At 66.3% G+C, this 17,029-nt stretch carries 18 protein-coding genes; 11 read left to right on the top strand and 7 right to left on the bottom strand.

Features of this window, described 5'->3' with window-relative positions; genetic code table 11:
• The first annotated feature begins 7 nt into the window (after positions 1 to 7).
• From JN280_RS05175 to JN280_RS05160, 4 genes are all read left to right on the top strand, one after another.
• Positions 8 to 826 (top strand): polysaccharide deacetylase family protein, encoded by an 819-nt coding sequence (locus JN280_RS05175; RefSeq protein ID WP_202310474.1) that lies wholly within the window; start codon positions 8 to 10, stop codon positions 824 to 826.
• Complete coding sequence (locus tag JN280_RS05170; RefSeq protein ID WP_202310472.1) at positions 823 to 1,572, top strand: SDR family NAD(P)-dependent oxidoreductase; 750 nt, start codon at positions 823 to 825, stop codon at positions 1,570 to 1,572. The genes JN280_RS05175 and JN280_RS05170 overlap by 4 nt, the downstream gene beginning before the upstream one ends.
• A 460-nt stretch (positions 1,573 to 2,032) precedes the next feature.
• On the top strand, positions 2,033 to 2,788 hold the full coding sequence (locus JN280_RS05165; RefSeq protein WP_202310470.1) for an SDR family NAD(P)-dependent oxidoreductase: 756 nt from the start codon (positions 2,033 to 2,035) through the stop codon (positions 2,786 to 2,788).
• Between the two features lie 823 nt (positions 2,789 to 3,611).
• On the top strand, positions 3,612 to 5,006 hold the full coding sequence (locus tag JN280_RS05160) for an amidase (protein WP_202310468.1): 1,395 nt from the start codon (positions 3,612 to 3,614) through the stop codon (positions 5,004 to 5,006).
• A 350-nt stretch (positions 5,007 to 5,356) separates the two neighbouring features.
• Here JN280_RS05160 and JN280_RS05155 read toward each other — a convergent pair whose 3' ends face one another.
• From JN280_RS05155 to dctP, 6 genes are read right to left on the bottom strand one after another with little or no spacing between them, the layout of a single operon-like run.
• The gene (locus JN280_RS05155) at positions 5,357 to 6,229 is read right to left on the bottom strand and encodes a hypothetical protein (protein WP_244743002.1); all 873 of its coding nucleotides are present in this window, start codon (positions 6,227 to 6,229) and stop codon (positions 5,357 to 5,359) included.
• A 44-nt stretch (positions 6,230 to 6,273) separates the two neighbouring features.
• Positions 6,274 to 6,990, bottom strand: a complete 717-nt coding sequence (locus JN280_RS05150) for an SDR family oxidoreductase (protein ID WP_202310466.1) — start codon at positions 6,988 to 6,990, stop codon at positions 6,274 to 6,276.
• Entirely contained in the window at positions 6,987 to 7,907 is a 921-nt protein-coding gene (locus tag JN280_RS05145; protein ID WP_202310464.1) for an NAD(P)-dependent oxidoreductase, read from the bottom strand. The genes JN280_RS05150 and JN280_RS05145 overlap by 4 nt, the downstream gene beginning before the upstream one ends.
• A gap of 17 nt (positions 7,908 to 7,924) precedes the next feature.
• On the bottom strand, positions 7,925 to 9,238 hold the full coding sequence (locus JN280_RS05140) for a TRAP transporter large permease (protein WP_202310462.1): 1,314 nt from the start codon (positions 9,236 to 9,238) through the stop codon (positions 7,925 to 7,927).
• Positions 9,231 to 9,758: a TRAP transporter small permease subunit gene (locus JN280_RS05135; RefSeq protein WP_202310460.1), complete on the bottom strand. Its 528-nt coding sequence runs from the start codon at positions 9,756 to 9,758 to the stop codon at positions 9,231 to 9,233. Before JN280_RS05135 ends, JN280_RS05140 begins: the two co-directional genes overlap by 8 nt.
• Positions 9,759 to 9,816: 58 nt before the next feature.
• Positions 9,817 to 10,833 (bottom strand): TRAP transporter substrate-binding protein DctP, encoded by a 1,017-nt coding sequence (dctP, locus tag JN280_RS05130; RefSeq protein WP_202310458.1) that lies wholly within the window; start codon positions 10,831 to 10,833, stop codon positions 9,817 to 9,819.
• A gap of 140 nt (positions 10,834 to 10,973) precedes the next feature.
• Here dctP and JN280_RS05125 point away from each other — a divergent pair, with 140 nt between their 5' ends.
• The 4 genes from JN280_RS05125 (at position 10,974) to JN280_RS05110 (ending at position 14,598) form a co-directional block, all read left to right on the top strand.
• On the top strand, positions 10,974 to 11,774 hold the full coding sequence (locus JN280_RS05125) for an N-acyl homoserine lactonase family protein (protein WP_202310456.1): 801 nt from the start codon (positions 10,974 to 10,976) through the stop codon (positions 11,772 to 11,774).
• A 70-nt stretch (positions 11,775 to 11,844) separates the two neighbouring features.
• Positions 11,845 to 13,029 carry a serine hydrolase domain-containing protein gene (locus JN280_RS05120; protein ID WP_202310454.1) on the top strand — a complete coding sequence of 395 codons (1,185 nt, stop codon included), beginning with the start codon at positions 11,845 to 11,847 and terminating at the stop codon, positions 13,027 to 13,029.
• Between the two features lie 2 nt (positions 13,030 to 13,031).
• Positions 13,032 to 13,820: an SDR family NAD(P)-dependent oxidoreductase gene (locus JN280_RS05115; protein WP_202310452.1), complete on the top strand. Its 789-nt coding sequence runs from the start codon at positions 13,032 to 13,034 to the stop codon at positions 13,818 to 13,820.
• Between the two features lie 22 nt (positions 13,821 to 13,842).
• Complete coding sequence (locus tag JN280_RS05110; RefSeq protein ID WP_202310450.1) at positions 13,843 to 14,598, top strand: SDR family NAD(P)-dependent oxidoreductase; 756 nt, start codon at positions 13,843 to 13,845, stop codon at positions 14,596 to 14,598.
• Between the two features lie 36 nt (positions 14,599 to 14,634).
• On the opposite strand, the gene JN280_RS05105 is transcribed toward JN280_RS05110, so the two are convergent.
• Positions 14,635 to 15,330, bottom strand: a complete 696-nt coding sequence (locus JN280_RS05105; protein WP_202310448.1) for a GntR family transcriptional regulator — start codon at positions 15,328 to 15,330, stop codon at positions 14,635 to 14,637.
• 129 nt (positions 15,331 to 15,459) lie between these two features.
• Here JN280_RS05105 and JN280_RS05100 point away from each other — a divergent pair, with 129 nt between their 5' ends.
• The 3 genes from JN280_RS05100 to JN280_RS40230 all read left to right on the top strand — a co-directional run bounded on the left by JN280_RS05100 (position 15,460) and on the right by JN280_RS40230 (position 16,991).
• A complete protein-coding gene (locus JN280_RS05100; protein WP_202310447.1) occupies positions 15,460 to 15,876 on the top strand; it encodes a carboxymuconolactone decarboxylase family protein in 417 nt (138 codons plus the stop codon).
• 380 nt (positions 15,877 to 16,256) lie between these two features.
• Positions 16,257 to 16,415, top strand: coding sequence for a hypothetical protein (locus tag JN280_RS40235; protein ID WP_446720813.1), 159 nt, complete (start codon positions 16,257 to 16,259; stop codon positions 16,413 to 16,415).
• 258 nt (positions 16,416 to 16,673) lie between these two features.
• The gene (locus tag JN280_RS40230) at positions 16,674 to 16,991 is read left to right on the top strand and encodes an SMP-30/gluconolactonase/LRE family protein (RefSeq protein WP_446720812.1); all 318 of its coding nucleotides are present in this window, start codon (positions 16,674 to 16,676) and stop codon (positions 16,989 to 16,991) included.
• Positions 16,992 to 17,029 lie beyond the last annotated feature (38 nt).

Genomic DNA, 17,029 nt, shown 5'->3' with positions numbered 1-17,029 from the left:
CCTTGTCATGCATCTCACCAGCCGGGGCTTTCCCCTCTTCCTCACATTCGACCTCGATGCCGAAACCATGTGGACGGCGCGCGACCCCAATTACGCCTCCCGCCCCATCCTCATGTCGCAGGGCGCCTATGGCTGGAAGGTCGGCACCGACCGCGTGCTCAAGCTGCTCGCGCGCTACGGGCTGAAGACCACTTTCTTCATCCCCGGCCTCATCATCGACCAGCGCCCGGAGCTCATGGAGCGCATCCTGGAGGGCGGGCATGAGATCGCCCATCACAGCTACAGCCATGCCTGGATCCTCAACCTCACGCCCGAGCAGGAGCGCGAGGAGATGGAGAAGGGTTTCGAATCGATCAGGCGGGTGACGGGCCGGGCGCCGCGCGGCTGGCGCTCGCCGGCCGCCGAGATCAGCGCCGTCACCATGCCGATGCTGGTCGAATACGGTTTCGACTATTCCTCGAACTTCTTCGACGACGACTCGCCCTATATCCACACGGTCGAAGGCAAGCGCACCAAAATCGTCGAGCTGCCCTTCCGCTGGGTCCTCGATGACGCGCCCTTCTTCCAGTATTCGATCGTGCTGCCGGGCCGCACCATGCAGGCGCCGTCGGCCCTGCTCGAAGCCTGGAAGGCCGAGTTCGACGTGCTCTATGCCGAGAAGCGCATGATGATGGTCGGCATGCACCCCGAGATGATCGGCCAGCCCTCGCGCATCGGCGTGCTCGAAGGCCTGATCAAGCACGCGCTCGACCATGGCGGCGTCTGGATCGGCCGCTGCGACGAGATGGTGGAAGACATGCGCCCCGGCCTGGAGCGCGCGGCATGACGCAGGATTTCACAGGCCGCAGGATCCTCGTCACGGGCGGTGCGCGCGGCATCGGCCGGGCCAGCGTGTCGCGTTTCCTGGCCGGCGGCGCGAAGGTCGCCTGCCTCGACCGCGATGCGGCCGCGCTGGCCGCGCTCGACCGGCGCGCGGGGCTGTTTCCCCTCGTCGCCGATCTCTGCGATCCGGCCGGGCTCGCTGCTGCCGTCGATGAAGCCGCAAAGCTGCTCGACGGCCTCGACGGCGTCGTCAACTCGGCCGGCGTCGATCTCCTTGCGCCGCTCGAAGCCATGAGCAACGATGACTGGCAGCGCGTGATATCGGTCAATCTCACCGGCCCGATGCTGGTCTGCCGCGCCGCGCTGCCGTATTTGAGGCGCGCCGGCGGCGGCAGCGTCGTCAACGTCTCCTCCGGCGCCGGCCTGCAGCCGCTTCGGGACCGCACGGCCTATTGCGCCTCGAAGGCCGGGCTGCAGATGTTCTCCAAGGCGCTGGCCATGGAAGCGGCCGAATTCGGCGTCAGGGTCAATGTGGTCTGCCCCGGCGCCGTCGAGACCGATCTGTTCCGCTCCTCGCTGCCCGAGGCGGACGCGGAAGCCGCACTTGGCGCCGTGCGCGACCGCTACGCGCTGGCGCGCATCGCCGACCCCGACGAGATCGCGGCGGCAATCGCCTTCCTCACCGGCAACGACGCCTCCTACATCACCGGCGCCGCGCTGGCCGTCGATGGCGGCCGCACGTTTCATTAGAGGACCCGAAAGTGCTTACAGCGTGTCGCATGAATCCTGTCAGAGTGCATGACAGGTTGAATGAGGACATCCTGTCGAGAGCGGCGCACCCCCCTCTGTCCTGCCGGACATCTCCCCCTCAAAGGGGGAGATTGGCCGTCGTACGTCACGACGCCTGGTGCTGCGACGTAAATGATTGGCGAAACCCGGGCGGCCAGCCAATCTCCCCCCTTGAGGGGGAGATGTCCGGCAGGACAGAGGGGGGTGCAGACGCGTCGCGCTACGTGACTTCCACGACCATTCTGTCGCGCACTGTGGAAACCTGTTTCGCGCCACACGCGGCACAGCAATTCCAGCAAGAGCGCGCAGCGGTTTTGCGTCCGGAATTGCACGAAAACAAAGAGACAGAGCATCGGGCCCGAAAGCGGGTACCGGTCTCGGGGCAAATCCGATGCTCTAGCGAGCCATCAGGAAGACTGTCATGATCGTCGCCGACCGCTTCAACAATCGCACCGTGATCGTCAGCGGCGGCGGTGCCGGCATCGGCGCGGCCATCGCCAGGCGCTTCATGGCCGAGGGCGCGCGGGTCGGCGTCATCGACCTCGATACGTCGGGGCTTGTCGAAGGCCTCGACGAGGCCGTCGTCGAACGGCTGCTCGCGGTCGACGCCGACTGCACGGATGAACACGCGCTGACGGAGTTCCATGGCCGGGTCGTCTCTGGCTTCGGCCCGGTCGATATCCTCATCAACAATGTCGGCCAGAGCGGCCGCGAGCGCTCCGCCCCGTTCCACGAATCGAATGAGGAGGTCTGGCGCTTCGTGCTGGAAATCTCCCTCATCAGCGCCATGCGGCTCTCGCGCCTTGCCGCACCTGCCATGCGCGAGCGCGGCGGGCGCATCGTCAACATGGCGAGCGACGCCGCCTTCGCCGGCGATGCCGGGCTGGCCGACTATGCTGCCGCCAAGATGGGCCTCATCGGCTTCACCCGCTCGCTGGCGCGCGAGCTTGCCCCGCACGGCGTCACCGTCAACGCCGTCGCCCCCGGCGCCATCCGCACCCGCGCGCATGAGCGGGTGCCCGCCGCGGTCATCGAGCGCATCAAGGCCGAAACCCCCGCAGGCTTCGTCGGCGAGCCCGACGATGTCGCCGCCGCCGTCGCCTTCCTCGCCAGCGACGAAGCCCGCTTCATCACCGGCCAGAGCCTGCTGATCGACGGCGGCCGCTGGATGATCTGATGTTGGCTATCGCCATGTCACCAGGGAGAGGCGCGACGTGGGGGTGCCCTCATGCGCGTATCGCCAAAATACCCCTCATCCGACCGCGCGGAGCCTGTCCTCGGGCTTGCCGGAGGCAAGACCCGTGGGCGCGGCCACCTTCTCCCACAAGGGGAGAAGGGGACGCTGCCGCAGCGTCTCGGCCAATCGCAAACGCCGACGATTTGCAGAGCCGGCTAAACTGGGCTCCGGCCTTCTCCCCTTGTGGGAGAAGGTGGCCGCGCGAAGCGCGGTCGGATGAGGGGTATTGCGGGCACCGCGACCGCAGCCCGGTCAAGGGGCACGACCCGCTCCCCGCAAGCAAGTCATTGGCCTTCTCCCACAGGGGAAGAAGTGAAGGCCCTGCTGCACCACCTCCGCCAATCACAGACGCCGCCGATTTGCAGAGCCGCCCAAGCCAGTCTCCTGCCTTCTTCCCTGGTGGGAGAAGGTGGCCTCGCCCACGGGTCTTGCCTTCGGCAAGCCCGAGGACAGGCTTCGCGAGGTCGGATGAGGGATATCTCGCGCACAACGACCTCCGCCCGGTCAAGTCACACGACCCGCTCCCCTTGAGCAACTCATCGGCCTTCTCCCTGAAGGGAAGAACGGAAGACCGTACTGCAACGCTTCCCCCGGTCGCAAACGCTGACAATTTGCAGAGCCGGCTAAGCCAGGCTCCCGCCTTCTCCCCCTGTGGGAGAAGGTGGCCTCGCGAAGCGAGGTCGGATGAGGGGTACTTCGGGCGCCAATCGGCCCGGACGGACCGCGCCGGCGATTGAGGCGAAAACAGAGGACACAACTTCCCATGACCGACATCGCCGACCTCACAGCCATCGACCTCGCCGCCCGGATCCGGCGAAAATCCATCTCCCCGGTCGAGGCGACAAAGGCCGTGCTCGCCCGCATCGAGGCGCGGCGCGATCTCAACGCCTTCATCATGGTGACGGCCGATGAAGCGCTGGCCGAAGCCCGCGCCGCCGAACAAAAGGTCATGGCGGGCGAAGAACTGCCGCCGCTCCACGGCGTGCCCTATTCGGTCAAGGACCTCGTCAACACCGCAGGCGTGCGCACCACCATGGGCTCGCGGCTCTTCGAGAACAACGTACCGAAGGAAGACGGCGTCGCGGTGGCGCGCGCCCGTCGTGCGGGCGCCATCCTCGTCGGCAAGAACACGACGCCCGAATTCGGCCATGTCCAGTCGGCCACCTCGCCGCTCTTCGGCCGCACCTTGAACCCGATCGACCCGACGGTCACCCCCGGCGCGTCGAGCTCCGGGGCCGCCGTCGCCGTAGCGGCCGGCATGGGCCCGATCGCGCTCGGCACGGACGGCGGCGGATCGATCCGCATTCCGGCTGCCTGCTGCGGCGTCGTCGGCATGAAGCCGACCCTCGGCGCCGTCCCGCATCTCCAGCTCCCGGATCTCTTCGGCGCCAATTCCTTCGTCGGCCCGATGGCCCGTAACGTCGCCGATGCCGCCCTGCTGTTCGAGGCGATCGCCGGGCCGGATCGGCGCGATCCCTATGGCCAGGCGGCGGCGACGCTGCACCCGCCGCGCGATATCGCGCTCAGCGGCCTGCGTGTCGGCTGGATCGCGCGGGGCGGCGCCCGCGTCGAGACCGAGGTCGCTGATCTCACCGCGAAGGCGGTCGAGGCGATGGCCGCCGCCGGTGCCCTTGTCGAGCCCGTCGATGTCGATTTCAAGTCCTTCGAGCCGGTCTTCCTGACGCTGCTGCGCGTCGGCCTCGCCGCCCGCACCGGTCCCTCGGTCAAGGGACGGGAAGCGCTGGTGTCGAAATCCCTGCTCGACACGATCGCGCTGGGCGAGGCCTGCCCGGCGGTCGACTATGCCAACGCCACAGCCGCCCGCACGAAACTGTTCCAGACCTTCCAGTCCCTGTTCGAGCGCTTCGACGTCATCGTCTCGCCCACCCTCACTGCGCCGCCGCTGCCCATCGACGTCGACCCCACCGGCGACATCGAGATCGAAGGCCACAACGAAGGAACCGTGCGCGGTGCCTGGTACCCCTTCACCTACCCCCAGAACCTCACCGGCCACCCCGCCATCTCCCTGCCCTGCGGTTGGACGACAAAGGGGTTGCCCGTCGGCCTGCAGCTCTGCGCGCCCTGGTACGAGGACCGGAATTTGCTCAGGGTCGCGGCGCTGGTCGAGGATTTGCTGGCCGATACCACCGGTCGATAAGATCGACCTTTGGAGTACGCGACGGCGTGGCCCACGCCGATGCCACGAAAGCCAGGCGGTCTGGATGGGCTGCCCTTGCAGGGTGGATGAGAGGCCGTCTGCCTTTTCCCCGTCCTTCACGGGGGAAGATGCCGGTCCACCCTCCGCAACTGCTGCGGAGGACGGGCAGGCAGATGAGGGCGGCGCGAGGTTGCCGAAAAGTGCCCCTTTCCCTCTCCCCGTGAAGAACGGGGCGAACGGGACCTCCATGTCGCGCCTCTCCTTGAAAACCGCCTTATGTGCATGTCTTGGAGACCAGCCGGCATTGGCATCGGCAATGCCGGTTCACCACGGCCTTTCGGCCGCTTTGCTCACTGCGCCGGAACGGCCGCCTGCGCTTCGCGCTGCCGCACCCGGCGCGCCGCATGGGCCAGCACCAGGCACATCACGAGGCACCACGCGGCCATCCACAGCAACTGCGTCGGCAGGCCGATGCCGATGTCGATCAGCACGCCGGTGATGCCGGGGCCAGCCGCCGTCGCGAACACCATGGCGGAGACGGTGATGGCGCGGATGCCGCCGAGATTGGCGAGGCCGTAGACCTCCGGCCACAGCGCGCCGAGCAGCGTGAAGGTGAAGCCGTTGCTGATCCCCAGCAGCAGCATGAACACATAGATGCCCCACACCGGCGTGATCGCCGCGGCCGCGACCGAGGCGACAGCAAGCGGAAGCAGCACGAAGGGCAGCAGCCTCAGCGAGCCGAACCGGTCGATCACGTGGCCGCACACCAGGCCGAACACGATCGTCGCCACCGACATCACGGGAAAGGCGGCGGCGAAGGCCAGCGGGTCATAGCCGCGCAGCGCGACCAGATAGCCCTGGTGGAAGAAGATCACGGTTCCGATGAAGGCGGGCGCCAGCGTGCCGACCAGCAGCAGATAGAAGACGGGATCGCTTATGCCAACGGTCGATGATATCGACCGTTGGAGCGTGCGACCGCGCGCCGCGCCCGTTGGCGCGAAAGCCAAGCGGCCCGGAGGGGGCCGCGCCGGCGATTGAGGCGCACCGGATGCGTCAGCATCCGGTGCCGATGGTATAAGCACCTCCGCCCGGGTCCAGTTGCGCACGATGCCGCTGCGGGCGGCATGCGCCTCGCGCGATTGCGGCACGCGCTCGGTCCTCATCAGGGCCACCGTCACCGGCAGCGCGACGGTGAGCGGGCTGGGCTGACCTGAATAAAGCACTCGGCCTTGCCCTTGTTCTGGACGTTCGGGGCCTCGGACGCCAGCTACGCCACGCTGCCGCCGCCGTCCACCAGCACTACGGCGCCGGTCATGAAGCCGTTCTGCATCAGGTGGACGATCTGTGCCGCGATCTCCTCGGGGCGACCGATCCGTTTCAGGGGCAGGCCCGAGGCGGTGCGGTCGAACAGCGCTTGGCGCTCAGCCGCAGGCAGGAAGTCCCACCAAGGCGTTTCGATGCGTCCGGGGGAAACGCAGTTGACCCTGACCGGTGCCATCTCGGTCGCCAGCGCCTTCGACAGCGCGTCGATCGCGGCGTTGATGGCGCTGAGCACGGTGGCACCGCCGGTGGGCCGCACGCCGATCATCCCGGAGACGAGGGTGAGGCTACCCTCCGGGCGGATGCGCGCCGCATGCGCGACGTTCACCGCGCCCCAGAACTTGCTGTCAAATGCCGCCCGCTCCTCCGCAAGACTGCGCTTCCTCAACGGACCGACCCCGAGTTCAGCCGCCGACACGACGACATGGTTGAAAGGATCGCGCTGGTCGAAAAAGCGCCTGACGGCTTCCGCGTCGCGGATGTCAAGTGCGGCGGTCTCGGCCTCGCCGATCCGGGCCGCGGCCTCGCGCAGCCTTGCCTCGGTCCTCGATGCGATCGTCACTTCTGCGCCGAGCGCGCGGGCCGCCTCGGCTGTGGCGAGACCGATGCCGGACGAACCGCCGAAGACAGCGGCTGTCTGCCCCGAGAGCGGCGCCGGGTTCATTTCCCGTCCGCGTCGTCGCCGCCCAGTGTCGAGCCGGCGACGAGTTCGCTGAACTTCGCCACCGCGGTGTGGTCCTGTCCGGGACCGAGGTATTTCTGCGCAGCCGCCCAGATGTCCTTGCACAGCCCAGCGAAAGGAGCCGGCGTTGAGGTGGCGGTGGCGACGCCGAGCGCGATGCCGAGATCCTTGACCATCAGGTCGAGGCCGAAGCCGGCGTCGAACTTCCGCGACAGCACGAACTGCTTGAACTTCTTCTGGGTCGCGTTGTTCATCCCAGTCGAAACGTTGAGAACGTCGACCATCAGCGCCGGGTCGAGGCCGAAGCGCTGGCCGATCAACAGTGCCTCGATGCCGATCAGGAAGCAGCCGGCGCTGACGAGGTTGTTCAGCGCCTTCATCGCGTGCGCGCTGCCGATCGGACCGGTGCGGATGATCGAACTTCCCATCGCCTTCAGCACCGGCTCGGCGCGGTCGATCGCGCCGGCGTTGCCGCCAGCCATGATCGCGAGCTCGCCGTTAGTGGCCCGCGACACGCCGCCCGACACGGGTGCGTCGATCATTGCGACGCCCTGGCCGGCGATTTTCTCGGAGAGGGCGCGGGTGACGTCAGGCACGCCGCTCGACATCTCGACGATGAGGGTACCGGCGGCTAGGCCGGCGAGCGCGCCGTCCGGTCCTTCCAGCACCGCCGTGACGACGGCGCTGGAGGGCAGCATGGTGATGAGGATGTCGGACGCCGCTGCCGCGTCCTTGGGGGAAGTCCCGGCGCGAGCGCCGAGCGTCTTCGCGACGCTGGCAGTGCGGGCTGCGTCGGCATCGTGGACCGAAAGCGTGAACCCCGCCGCGACGAGCCGGGCGGTCATCGGTTTACCCATGGCTCCCAGTCCGATGAAACCAAGGCGTGTCGTGCTGTTCATGCGTTGGTCCTTGTAGGTCAGTTGAACATCTGGCGCGGTAGCCAGAGCGAGAGGTCCGGGATGGCGATGAGCAGCGCCAGCACGATCAGCTCGATCACGATGAAGGGAGCGATGCCGCGATAGATCTCCGGCAGCTTCACCTTGCCTTCCGAGGCCCCGATGACGGCGAAGAGGTTCATTCCGACGGGCGGGCTGAGAACGGCGAGCTCCACCAGCTTGACCATGATCACGCCGAACCAGACGCCATCATATCCGAGCGCGGTGACCATCGGATAGACGAAGGGCAGCGTCATCACCTGCATTGCAAGAGGATCCATGAACATGCCCAGCACGACGAACACTGCCACAAGCAGCAGCATGAACACGATCGGCGAGAGTTGGAAGGACTGGAGCAGTTCGGTGGCGGAGGTGACCGTGCCCGCCACGAGGAAGAACCGGGTGAACATCAGCCCGCCGATGATGACGATGAACAGCGCGGCTGTCACGCCGGCGGCGGAGCGCAGGCAGTTGGCTAGGTCGGCGCGCGAGAGGCGACGCCGCGCCAGCGCGATTGTAAGCGCGCCGATGGCGCCGAGTGCTCCGGCTCCCGACGGGGTCGTGAAGCCAAGATAGATGCCGCCAATGACGAGCCCAGCGAGCAGGAAGGTCGCCCACAGGCCAAATGCACTACGGCCGATCTCGGAGAACTTGGCGCTCGGCTGCGGGGGCGGTGCAAGGTCGGTCTTGACACGCACTAGAACGCCGGTGCCGATCATGTAGGCGGCGGCGGTAAGGACGCCCGGCACCACGCCCGCGATCAACAGCTCGGCCACCGATTCCCCCGTCAGCAGGCCGTAGATGACGAAGCTGATCGAGGGCGGGATGAGAGCTGCGATCGTGCCGGCGGCCGCGATACAGCCGGCGGAGAAGGCGCGATCGTAGCCGAGCTTCAGCATTTCGGTCAGCGCGATGCGGGTGAAGAGGGCCGCGTTGACGAGCGTCGAACCGGAAATCGCAGCGAAACCGGCCGAGGCCAGGATCGTCGCCTGGTAGAGCGCGCCGCGCGTTGAGCGCAACACCAGGTTGGAGAAGGAGAACAGTTCCTGAGTGATGCCCGAGGCGGACGCGATGGCTCCCATAAGCACGAACATCGGAATGACGACGAAGCTGTAGTCCGATGCCATCGCGAAGGGCAGGTTGGTCAACGTATTGAGCGCGAAGGCTGAGCCGCCGGCGGTCCATAGCCCCACGACGGCGACGGCGGCCATGGCGATGCCGACCGGCACGCCGATCAGCGACAGCGCCAGCATGGCGGCGATGGCGACGAAGCCGATGGTCAGCGGATCAAGCATCGCGGCCATCTCCTGGCTCGGCCGTCCCTTCCCGCCCCTCTATCAGCCGCAGGATCTGCCGCGCGAACTCGGCGGTGGCGAGCCAGGCCCCAAAGGCCGCCACGCTCTTGAACGGCGCGACCGGAAAGGCCTGCGCGCCGAGAGCGACCTCCCGGATGTTCCAGGAATTGATCGCGAGCCGCGTGGTCTGCCAGGCGATCAGCGCCATGACCACGCCCGCGATCGTCAGGGAGACGATGCTCGAGAACCGCTTCATGCGCGGCCCCATGTTCTGGGTCGCCACGTCGATGATGATGTTAGAACCGCGGGCCTGCGCTTCCGCGAGGCCGAGGAACACGATTACCGCCAGCAGCGCGCCGGACAGTTCGACCATTCCCGGGATCGGCTTGAAAAGGAGGTTCGTCGAGATCACGTCCGCCGCGCCCATCAGTCCGACGACGAGAAGCAGGGACGAGGCGGCGAGGAAGCCGAGATAGGAAACCTGCCGGAGGAGACGGTCAAGCCGGAAGAGCAGAGCCATGTGTCACCGGAAGCGTTGTCGCGCCGGCAATTGGCAGCCGGCGCGGAGAAGGATCGGATCAGCGGTTGGCGCGGATGTAGTCGGCGAGTTCCTTCGCCTCCGCGCCCTTGCCCATCTCGTCCATCTTCCTGGCCCAAACATCAAGCATGTCCGGCACCTTGGCCTTGAGCGCGTCCGGCTCCTCGAAGTGTATGACCTCCATGCCCGCTTCCTTCAGGCCTTCCACGGCCTTGGCCTCGTCGGCGGCGATCAGCTCGTTGCCGAACTTCTCCGCGTCGGCGGCGACTTCGTCAAACAACTTGCGCACGTTTTGCGGCCAACCCTCCCACTTGGTCTTCGAGATGAAGAGCGTGTGGGCGCTGATGACGCCGAAGGAAAGGTCGGTGCCGAATTTCGCGACCTGGTCGATCTTGAATGCCTTCACCGCCGAATTGAACATGTAGGTGCAGTTCATCGCGCCCGACTGCATCGCCTGGATCATGTCGACCGGCGGGATGTTGACCGGGATCGCTCCGATCGATTCGAACATCACCGGCACGAAGGAGCCGTAGGAACGGATCTTGGTGTTCTGCAGGTCGGCCATCTCCTTGATCGGCTTGGTACAGTAGATGCGGTAATCGGGCAGGTAGCGGTAGAGCAGCGGAAGCAGGTTCGCTGCGTCGAGTTCCGCCTTGATCGTTGCGTTGGTGGTGAAGATGTCGGCGGTCAGCCGGTTCAGCTTCGGTCCGTTGGTGTAGGTGAAGGGCAGGGCGTTGGTGACGGCGGTGAACGGCATGCGCGAAAACTGGTTGCCGGTCACGATCAGGCCGAGGTCCACCGCACCGGAGCCGACGAGATCGACCATTTCAGCCTCACCGCCCAGCGTGTTGGCCCAGAAATGCTGGATCTTGATCTTGCCGCCGCTGCGCTTCTCGATCTCGGAGGAGAAGTAGGTGTCTATCTTCGACGTGTTCACCACCTCCGGGATGTTGGAGGAATAGCGGAGCGACATTTCTGGATAGTCCTCCGCAAAGGCGGCGCTGGCGCCGAAGGCGCAGAATGCGGCGACTGGCGCCCGAAGGCGTGCAAACTTCATCGGAATCCTCCCGCGGATCGAACTGCGCATCGGCGCAGAGATGATATGACCGTTGCGGCGGCTTTGCCACAATGGCAGGCTGTCATACAACATGACGGTATGATAATTCAAGCTCGAATGCTGAAGACAGGGAGGAGCCTATGAAACCGACCTACGAGGTGCTGGCGCTACGATATGCGCGGACCGCGCCCGACCGCCCGAGACACGAGAACTTCATGCCGGGCATGGACCTCCATCACGGGCCGATGCCGCTCGATTACTACGTCTGGGTCATCCGGGGACTCGGTCGCCTGGTTGTGGTGGACACCGGATTCGGCGAGGAGGCCGCCCGGGAGCGGGGCCGCGAACTGATCCACACCCCCGCGGCGCTGCTCGCGCGCGCTGGGGTCGACAGCGCGACCGTGCGGGACGTGGTCCTCACCCACCTCCACTACGATCATGCCGGGTCGCTGGACGCCTTTCCCGCCGCCACCTTCCATCTCCAGGACGAGGAGATGCGCTATGCGACCGGGCGGCCGATGTGTCACGCCTGCCTGCGGGTACCCTTCAACGTGCAGGATGTTCTCGACGCAGTCGGGCTCGTCCACTCCGGGCGCGTCCGCTTCCATGACGGCGATTCGGAGATATTCCCGGGCATCACGCTTCACCGAGTCGGCGGGCACACCGGCGGACTCCAGGTCGTGCGGGTGGCGACGGAACGCGGGCCTCTGGTTCTCGCCTCCGACGCTTTCCATTTCAACGAAAACAGGATCCGCCGCGCGCCCTTCCCGCTCGTCCATCATGTAGGCGAGATGCTCGACGGCTACATCCGCTGCGAGGAACTGGCCGGCGGCGACGAGACCCTCCTGATCGCGGGGCACGATCCGCAGGTGCGCGAGCGCTGGCCGGAACTGATCCCGGGTTTCCCGGACATCGTCCGGCTCGATCTCGAGCCGGCTTAAGTCGACTGTAGTGTTGACATACTGTCATACAAACTGATATCCGCTTCGATCTGAGACCCAGGGAGGAAACATGCAACTCGACAAGACGGTATCCGCGGGTGGACACGAGTTCCCCCTGCACGGGACCTATGACGAGGCCTTCGCCAGGGTCGCGAACGCCTTCGCGGAGAATTTCGCCGTCGAGGAAGAGATCGGCGCCGCCACCACCGTCTACGTCGATGGGGACAAGGTCGTAGACCTGTGGGGCGGCTACCGCGACGCCGACATCTCGAAGCCTTGGGAAAAGGACACGATCGTCTGCATGATGTCGGTGGCCAAGGGCATTGCCGGCATGGCGTTCAACATCCTGATCGACCGCGGCCTGGTCGATCCCGACAAGCCGGTGGCGCATTACTGGCCCGAATTTGCCCAGAACGGCAAGGAAGGCGTGCTGGTGCGCCACGTTCTCGACCACACCGCCGGTCTACCGGTGGTGCTCGACCCGCTTTGGAAGGGTGCAGTGTTCGACTGCGACGCGATCGTGGCGGCGCTCGAGAAGCAGGCCCCGCTCTGGCAGCCAGGCACGGTCGCCGCTTATCACATTCACACCCAGGGCAACCTGCTCGGCGAGATCGTGCGGCGGGTAACGGGAAAGCGCTTCCCCCAATTCATCAGGGACGAGGTCACCGGACCCCTCGGCGCCGACTACCAGTACGGCAATCTCTCGGACGCCGATCTCGCCCGCTGCGCAACGCTCGTGCCGACGGTCGAGGGAACGCTGCTTGCCAAGCGCGACAGCGAGCCGGACACGCTGGTGGCCAAGGGCTTCACCCAGTTTCCCAACGAGCCTTTGCCGGTCACGCTCAACTCCACCGCATGGCGCCGCGCCGAGATCACGAGTGCCTCCAGCCACGGCAATCCGCGGGCGGTCGCGCGCATCTATTCCGCCTTCGCACGCGGTGGCGAACTGGACGGCGTCCGGCTCATGTCTGCCGGGACCGTCGAAGACATGCTCACCGAGCAGCACAACCAGACCGAAAGGATGCAGGAGCGGCCCTATCACCAGGCGCGCGGCGTCCTTCTCAATACCCCGGTCTCCGTGTGGATGGGTCCGAACATGCGCGCTTTCGGCCATCACGGCTTCGGCGGCTCCATCGGCATGGGCGATCCCGACGCGAAGATCGGCTTCTCCTACTGCTGCAACAAGATGCATGCGCGCGGCGACAACGGTCCGCGAGCCCGCCGCATCATCGAAGCTCTCTACGAGGCGCTCTGACCATGGCCGCATCCTCCCAGGAACGCGTCGCGGCCGTCACGGGCGGCGCCGGCGGCATCGGCGAAGCCTGTGTCGCCCGCTTGAGGCGCGACGGCCGGAAGGTCGTCGTGCTCGACCGCAACATGGGCCTCGCCCGACAAGTGGCGGCGCGCCACGGCGCGGTGGCCCGCGAGATCGACCTCGCCGACACGGGCTCGATCGACGACGCGGCGCGCTGGGTGGAGGAGGAGGTCGGACCGTGCTCGGCGCTTGCCGCCGTCGCCGCCCATCTGGAGAATCCGCATACGCCCGAGCAGCAGGACGAGGCGGAGTGGGACGCGATTCTGCGCGTCAACCTGACCGGCACGTTCCGCACGCTCACCGCCTTCGGCGCCGGCATGCTCGAGCGCGGTGAGGGCTCGATTGTCACGGTCGGCTCGATCACCGCCTTCAATTCCAGCCCGCTACAGGCCTACGGCCCCACCAAGGCGGCGATCGTCAACATGTCGCGCAACTTCGCGGTCGCCTGGGGCCGTCGCGGCGTGCGCGTCAACTGCGTCTGCCCGGGTCCGACGCGTACTCCTGCGGTCGAAGCGAGCTACGCCCGCGGCGACCGCAACCCCGACACGATGATCCGCCAGACAGCGCTCGGCCGCCTGGTGAAACCGGAGCAGGTGGCGAACGCGATCGCCTTCCTCCTGTCAGAAGATGCCGGCGCGATCACCGGCATCGAGCTTCCGGTCGATTCGGGCACGCTCGCCACGCAACTCTGGGGGCTTTACGGCGGCGTGCCGGGTCCCGCGCAGTCCTGATGACGGCGAGGGAGGAGAAACCATGTCCGAAGATCTGACGGGTCAGGTGGTCCTGGTCACGGGGGCGGGCCGCGGCATCGGCGGCGCGACCGCGCGCCTGCTCGCCGCCAGGGGCGCGGCGGTGGGCGTGTTCGACATCGCCGCGGATCTCGCCAACGATACCACCGAGGCGATCAAGGCCGCCGGGGGCAAGGCGCTGGCTATCGTCGCCGACGCGTCCGACCGCAAGGCGGTGTTCGACGCGGCCGCATCCCTGTCGCACGCCTTCGGGCCGCTGACGGGCATCGTCAACGACGCGATCTTCATCCGCTACGGGCCCGTGGAAGGTGTGGAGGAGGAGGTGCTGGACCGCATGTTCGCGGTCGGCATCAAGGGAGCCATTTGGGGGGTGCAGGCGCTGCTTGCGCACCGCGGCGACAGGCCCGCCTCCGTCGTCAATCTCGCCTCGCCGGTTGCTGATCTCGGCACGTCGAATACCTCGTCCTACACGGCGGTGAAGGGAGCGATCGTGGCGCTGACCCGGCAGCTCGCGGTGGAGCTCGGCCCAAAAGGGGTGCGCGTCAACGCGGTCGCGCCCGGAGCGGTGCCGACGCCCGGCGCCCGTGCGATCGTCGACGAAGCGGGTTACGCCAAGCGCCGGGCGCAGACACCGCTCGGCCGCCTCGGCGAAGAGGCCGAGATCGCCGCTGCGATCGCCTTTCTGATCGGACCCGACGCCAGTTTCATCACCGGCGAGGTGCTACACGCCGACGGCGGCATCACCGTCAAGTCGATGTAGGCGAGCATGTCGACCGCGCCATCCCCATCGACTGCCTCACGGCTTCGCGGCACCGATCGTCTTCAGCGCCGCCTTGGCCGCCGCCTCGACATGGGCGACGCAGACCTGCCATGCCCGCTCTTCATCCCGCCTCTCAAGAGCATCGAGGAACTCCCGCAGCTCCCGAATGGATTGCTGGGCGCGTTCCGAACTGGAGAGCGAAACCACGCGCAATTGCGAGACCCGCGTGTGGATGCGACGCAGCATCTCGGCGGCCACGGGATTGCCGGCACCCTCCAGCAGGATATCGTAGAACCTCGTCTTGGCCGCGATGAAGGCCTCGGAGGAGAAGTTGTCATAAACCTCGGCGAGACGGTCGACGCTGCGGCGAAGGTCGGCCATCTGTTCCCTGGTCGCATTGCGCGCGAACAGCCGAGCCGCGAGTCCTTCGAGCATCGCGCGCACCTCGTATATCGAGCGCGCGGTCCCCTCGGTCACGACGCTGACGCTCAAGCCCTTGTTGGGCTGGAGCGTGATCAGGCCGTCGGCCTGGAGCTCGCGCAGCGCCTCCCGCAGCGATGTGCGAGACACGCCCATCATCTCGCAGAGTTCGCGTTCGATGAGGCGGGTGCCGGGCGGAAACTTTCCGGTCGCTATGGCCATGCGAAGCCGATCTGCCACCTGCTCGCGCAAGCCAGGCAGGGTCTGCACCCGCATCGACATGTCTTCGTTGGCGCTTGTCGTCAGTGCCATCGCTGCACTCCCGTCGACGGTTCAACCAGTGTTTGTCCGTTCTGCCGAAGCCGTGCGACGACGGTAAACTCGGCGAATCCGAACTTCGCCATATTGTAATTTTGTATGTCAAAGAACAAGAGGCCACTTATGACGACGCAGGATAAGACGATCGGGAACCTGTTTGCCGAAGGGCTCGCCCTGCGCCGTCAGGTACTCGGCCACGAATATGTCGACCGGTCGGTGAACTCGGCCAACGACTTCATGATGGCCTTCCAGCACATCACCACAGAATGGTGCTGGGGCTACGCCTGGGGGCGCGACGCGCTCGACCTCAAGACCCGCAGCATGCTGAACCTTGCCATGCTCACCGCGCTGAACCGCGCGGCCGAGATCAAGCTCCATGTCCGAGGCGCGATCAACAACGGCGTCACGGTCGAGGAGATTAAGGAGGTGCTGCTGCACGCGACGGTCTATTGCGGCATCCCCGCAGGCCTCGACGCGTTCAAGGCCGCGAACGAGGTGCTGACCGAAATGAAGGCATTCGGCTCGAGTAGCGTGCCCTGACGGGCTCTGGCCGCTGCAGTCGACGACACCTCTCCTGTCGCCACACGGGGATCGTCTAAGCTCTCGTTTGTACGACTCCAGCGTGCAGGTCGAGGGGGAGAGGCTAATCCGCTTGCGGCGTCGCTGTCGGCGACGTCCGCGTAAAAGCACGGAAGAAGCGGCCGCGAACGACCGACATGCTGAAGGGTTTCGGATGCCGTCAAGCGTACGAAACCCTTCAGCATGCACGAACCCGCTTCGCGGGAGGGTGCGGTAGCAGCGATGCGTGTAATCTGATGTTTTGAGCCACGAGCGGCGGCCTGATCTGGAGCGACATCCCCGGCAACGAGACCCTGCCCTGGCTGGAGGAAGACTATCATGTCTCCCGGCGATTCCGCTCTATGTCGGAGTACGCGAACGGCAACACTTTCGACTATGAAGGCCGGCAGAGTGCCTGCCAGCACGAGGCCCGCAGGGTCGTTCGTTATGAGCATGGCGGCCAGGTCACCGTGCTTGCCGACACATTCGAGGCAAGGGGTTCAATGCGCCGAATGACGTGATCCGAACGACGGCTCGATCTGGTTCAGCGACGCAGGCGGCGGCTGGTTCGCAGCCTATGAGGGGAACAGATTGCCGGAGGCCGCAAATAACCCCCAGCCTCTTCGCGAGGAGGCGGTCTATCGGATCGACGCCGGCGGCAAGACCGCGATGGTCGCCGACCAGCCCTTCAAGGCCAACGGCCTCCGTTTCTCGAACGACTGCAAGCGGTTTCCGACACCGGCAACAGGCACTGTCCGGAGGCGAAGGACATCATCTGGATGTTCGACATCGATGGAGACAGGTTGAGGAACCCGCGAACTTTCGTCAGCATGGAGATGGACGGCAAGACCGGCGCCGCCGACGGCCTGCGTTGCGACGAGGAGGGAAATGTCTGGGTGGTCGCCGGATGGGTCGGCGACGGCTATGACGGCGTGCACATCTTCGCGCCTGACGGCAAGCGGATCGGCCAGATCCGGCTTCCCGAAGTCTGCGCCAACCTCTGCTTCGGAGGCACCAAACGCAACAGGCTCTTCATGGCTGCGAGCCAGTCGCTTTACGCCTGCTACGTGGCGACGCGCGGAGCGCACATCACCTGAGACAAGCGACAGACTATCGGGTGCGCATTCCCAGAATA

Source organism: Mesorhizobium sp. L-8-10 (genome assembly GCF_016756635.1).
Taxonomy (GTDB): Bacteria; Pseudomonadota; Alphaproteobacteria; order Rhizobiales; family Rhizobiaceae.
This window is presented reverse-complemented; position numbering and strand designations above follow the sequence as displayed.

Coding starts and splice junctions, on each gene's coding strand:
- JN280_RS05135 (WP_202310460.1), bottom strand. CDS start 9,758: ATGGCTCTGCTCTTCCGGCTTGACCGTCTCCTCCGGCAGGTTTCCTAT.
- JN280_RS05125 (WP_202310456.1), top strand. CDS start 10,974: ATGAAACCGACCTACGAGGTGCTGGCGCTACGATATGCGCGGACCGCG.
- JN280_RS05100 (WP_202310447.1), top strand. CDS start 15,460: ATGACGACGCAGGATAAGACGATCGGGAACCTGTTTGCCGAAGGGCTC.
- JN280_RS05150 (WP_202310466.1), bottom strand. CDS start 6,990: ATGAACCCGGCGCCGCTCTCGGGGCAGACAGCCGCTGTCTTCGGCGGT.
- JN280_RS05110 (WP_202310450.1), top strand. CDS start 13,843: ATGTCCGAAGATCTGACGGGTCAGGTGGTCCTGGTCACGGGGGCGGGC.
- JN280_RS05140 (WP_202310462.1), bottom strand. CDS start 9,238: ATGCTTGATCCGCTGACCATCGGCTTCGTCGCCATCGCCGCCATGCTG.
- JN280_RS05175 (WP_202310474.1), top strand. CDS start 8: ATGCATCTCACCAGCCGGGGCTTTCCCCTCTTCCTCACATTCGACCTC.
- JN280_RS05145 (WP_202310464.1), bottom strand. CDS start 7,907: ATGAACAGCACGACACGCCTTGGTTTCATCGGACTGGGAGCCATGGGT.
- dctP (WP_202310458.1), bottom strand. CDS start 10,833: ATGAAGTTTGCACGCCTTCGGGCGCCAGTCGCCGCATTCTGCGCCTTC.
- JN280_RS05170 (WP_202310472.1), top strand. CDS start 823: ATGACGCAGGATTTCACAGGCCGCAGGATCCTCGTCACGGGCGGTGCG.
- JN280_RS40235 (WP_446720813.1), top strand. CDS start 16,257: ATGTCGGAGTACGCGAACGGCAACACTTTCGACTATGAAGGCCGGCAG.
- JN280_RS05160 (WP_202310468.1), top strand. CDS start 3,612: ATGACCGACATCGCCGACCTCACAGCCATCGACCTCGCCGCCCGGATC.
- JN280_RS05165 (WP_202310470.1), top strand. CDS start 2,033: ATGATCGTCGCCGACCGCTTCAACAATCGCACCGTGATCGTCAGCGGC.
- JN280_RS40230 (WP_446720812.1), top strand. CDS start 16,674: ATGTTCGACATCGATGGAGACAGGTTGAGGAACCCGCGAACTTTCGTC.
- JN280_RS05105 (WP_202310448.1), bottom strand. CDS start 15,330: ATGGCACTGACGACAAGCGCCAACGAAGACATGTCGATGCGGGTGCAG.
- JN280_RS05115 (WP_202310452.1), top strand. CDS start 13,032: ATGGCCGCATCCTCCCAGGAACGCGTCGCGGCCGTCACGGGCGGCGCC.
- JN280_RS05120 (WP_202310454.1), top strand. CDS start 11,845: ATGCAACTCGACAAGACGGTATCCGCGGGTGGACACGAGTTCCCCCTG.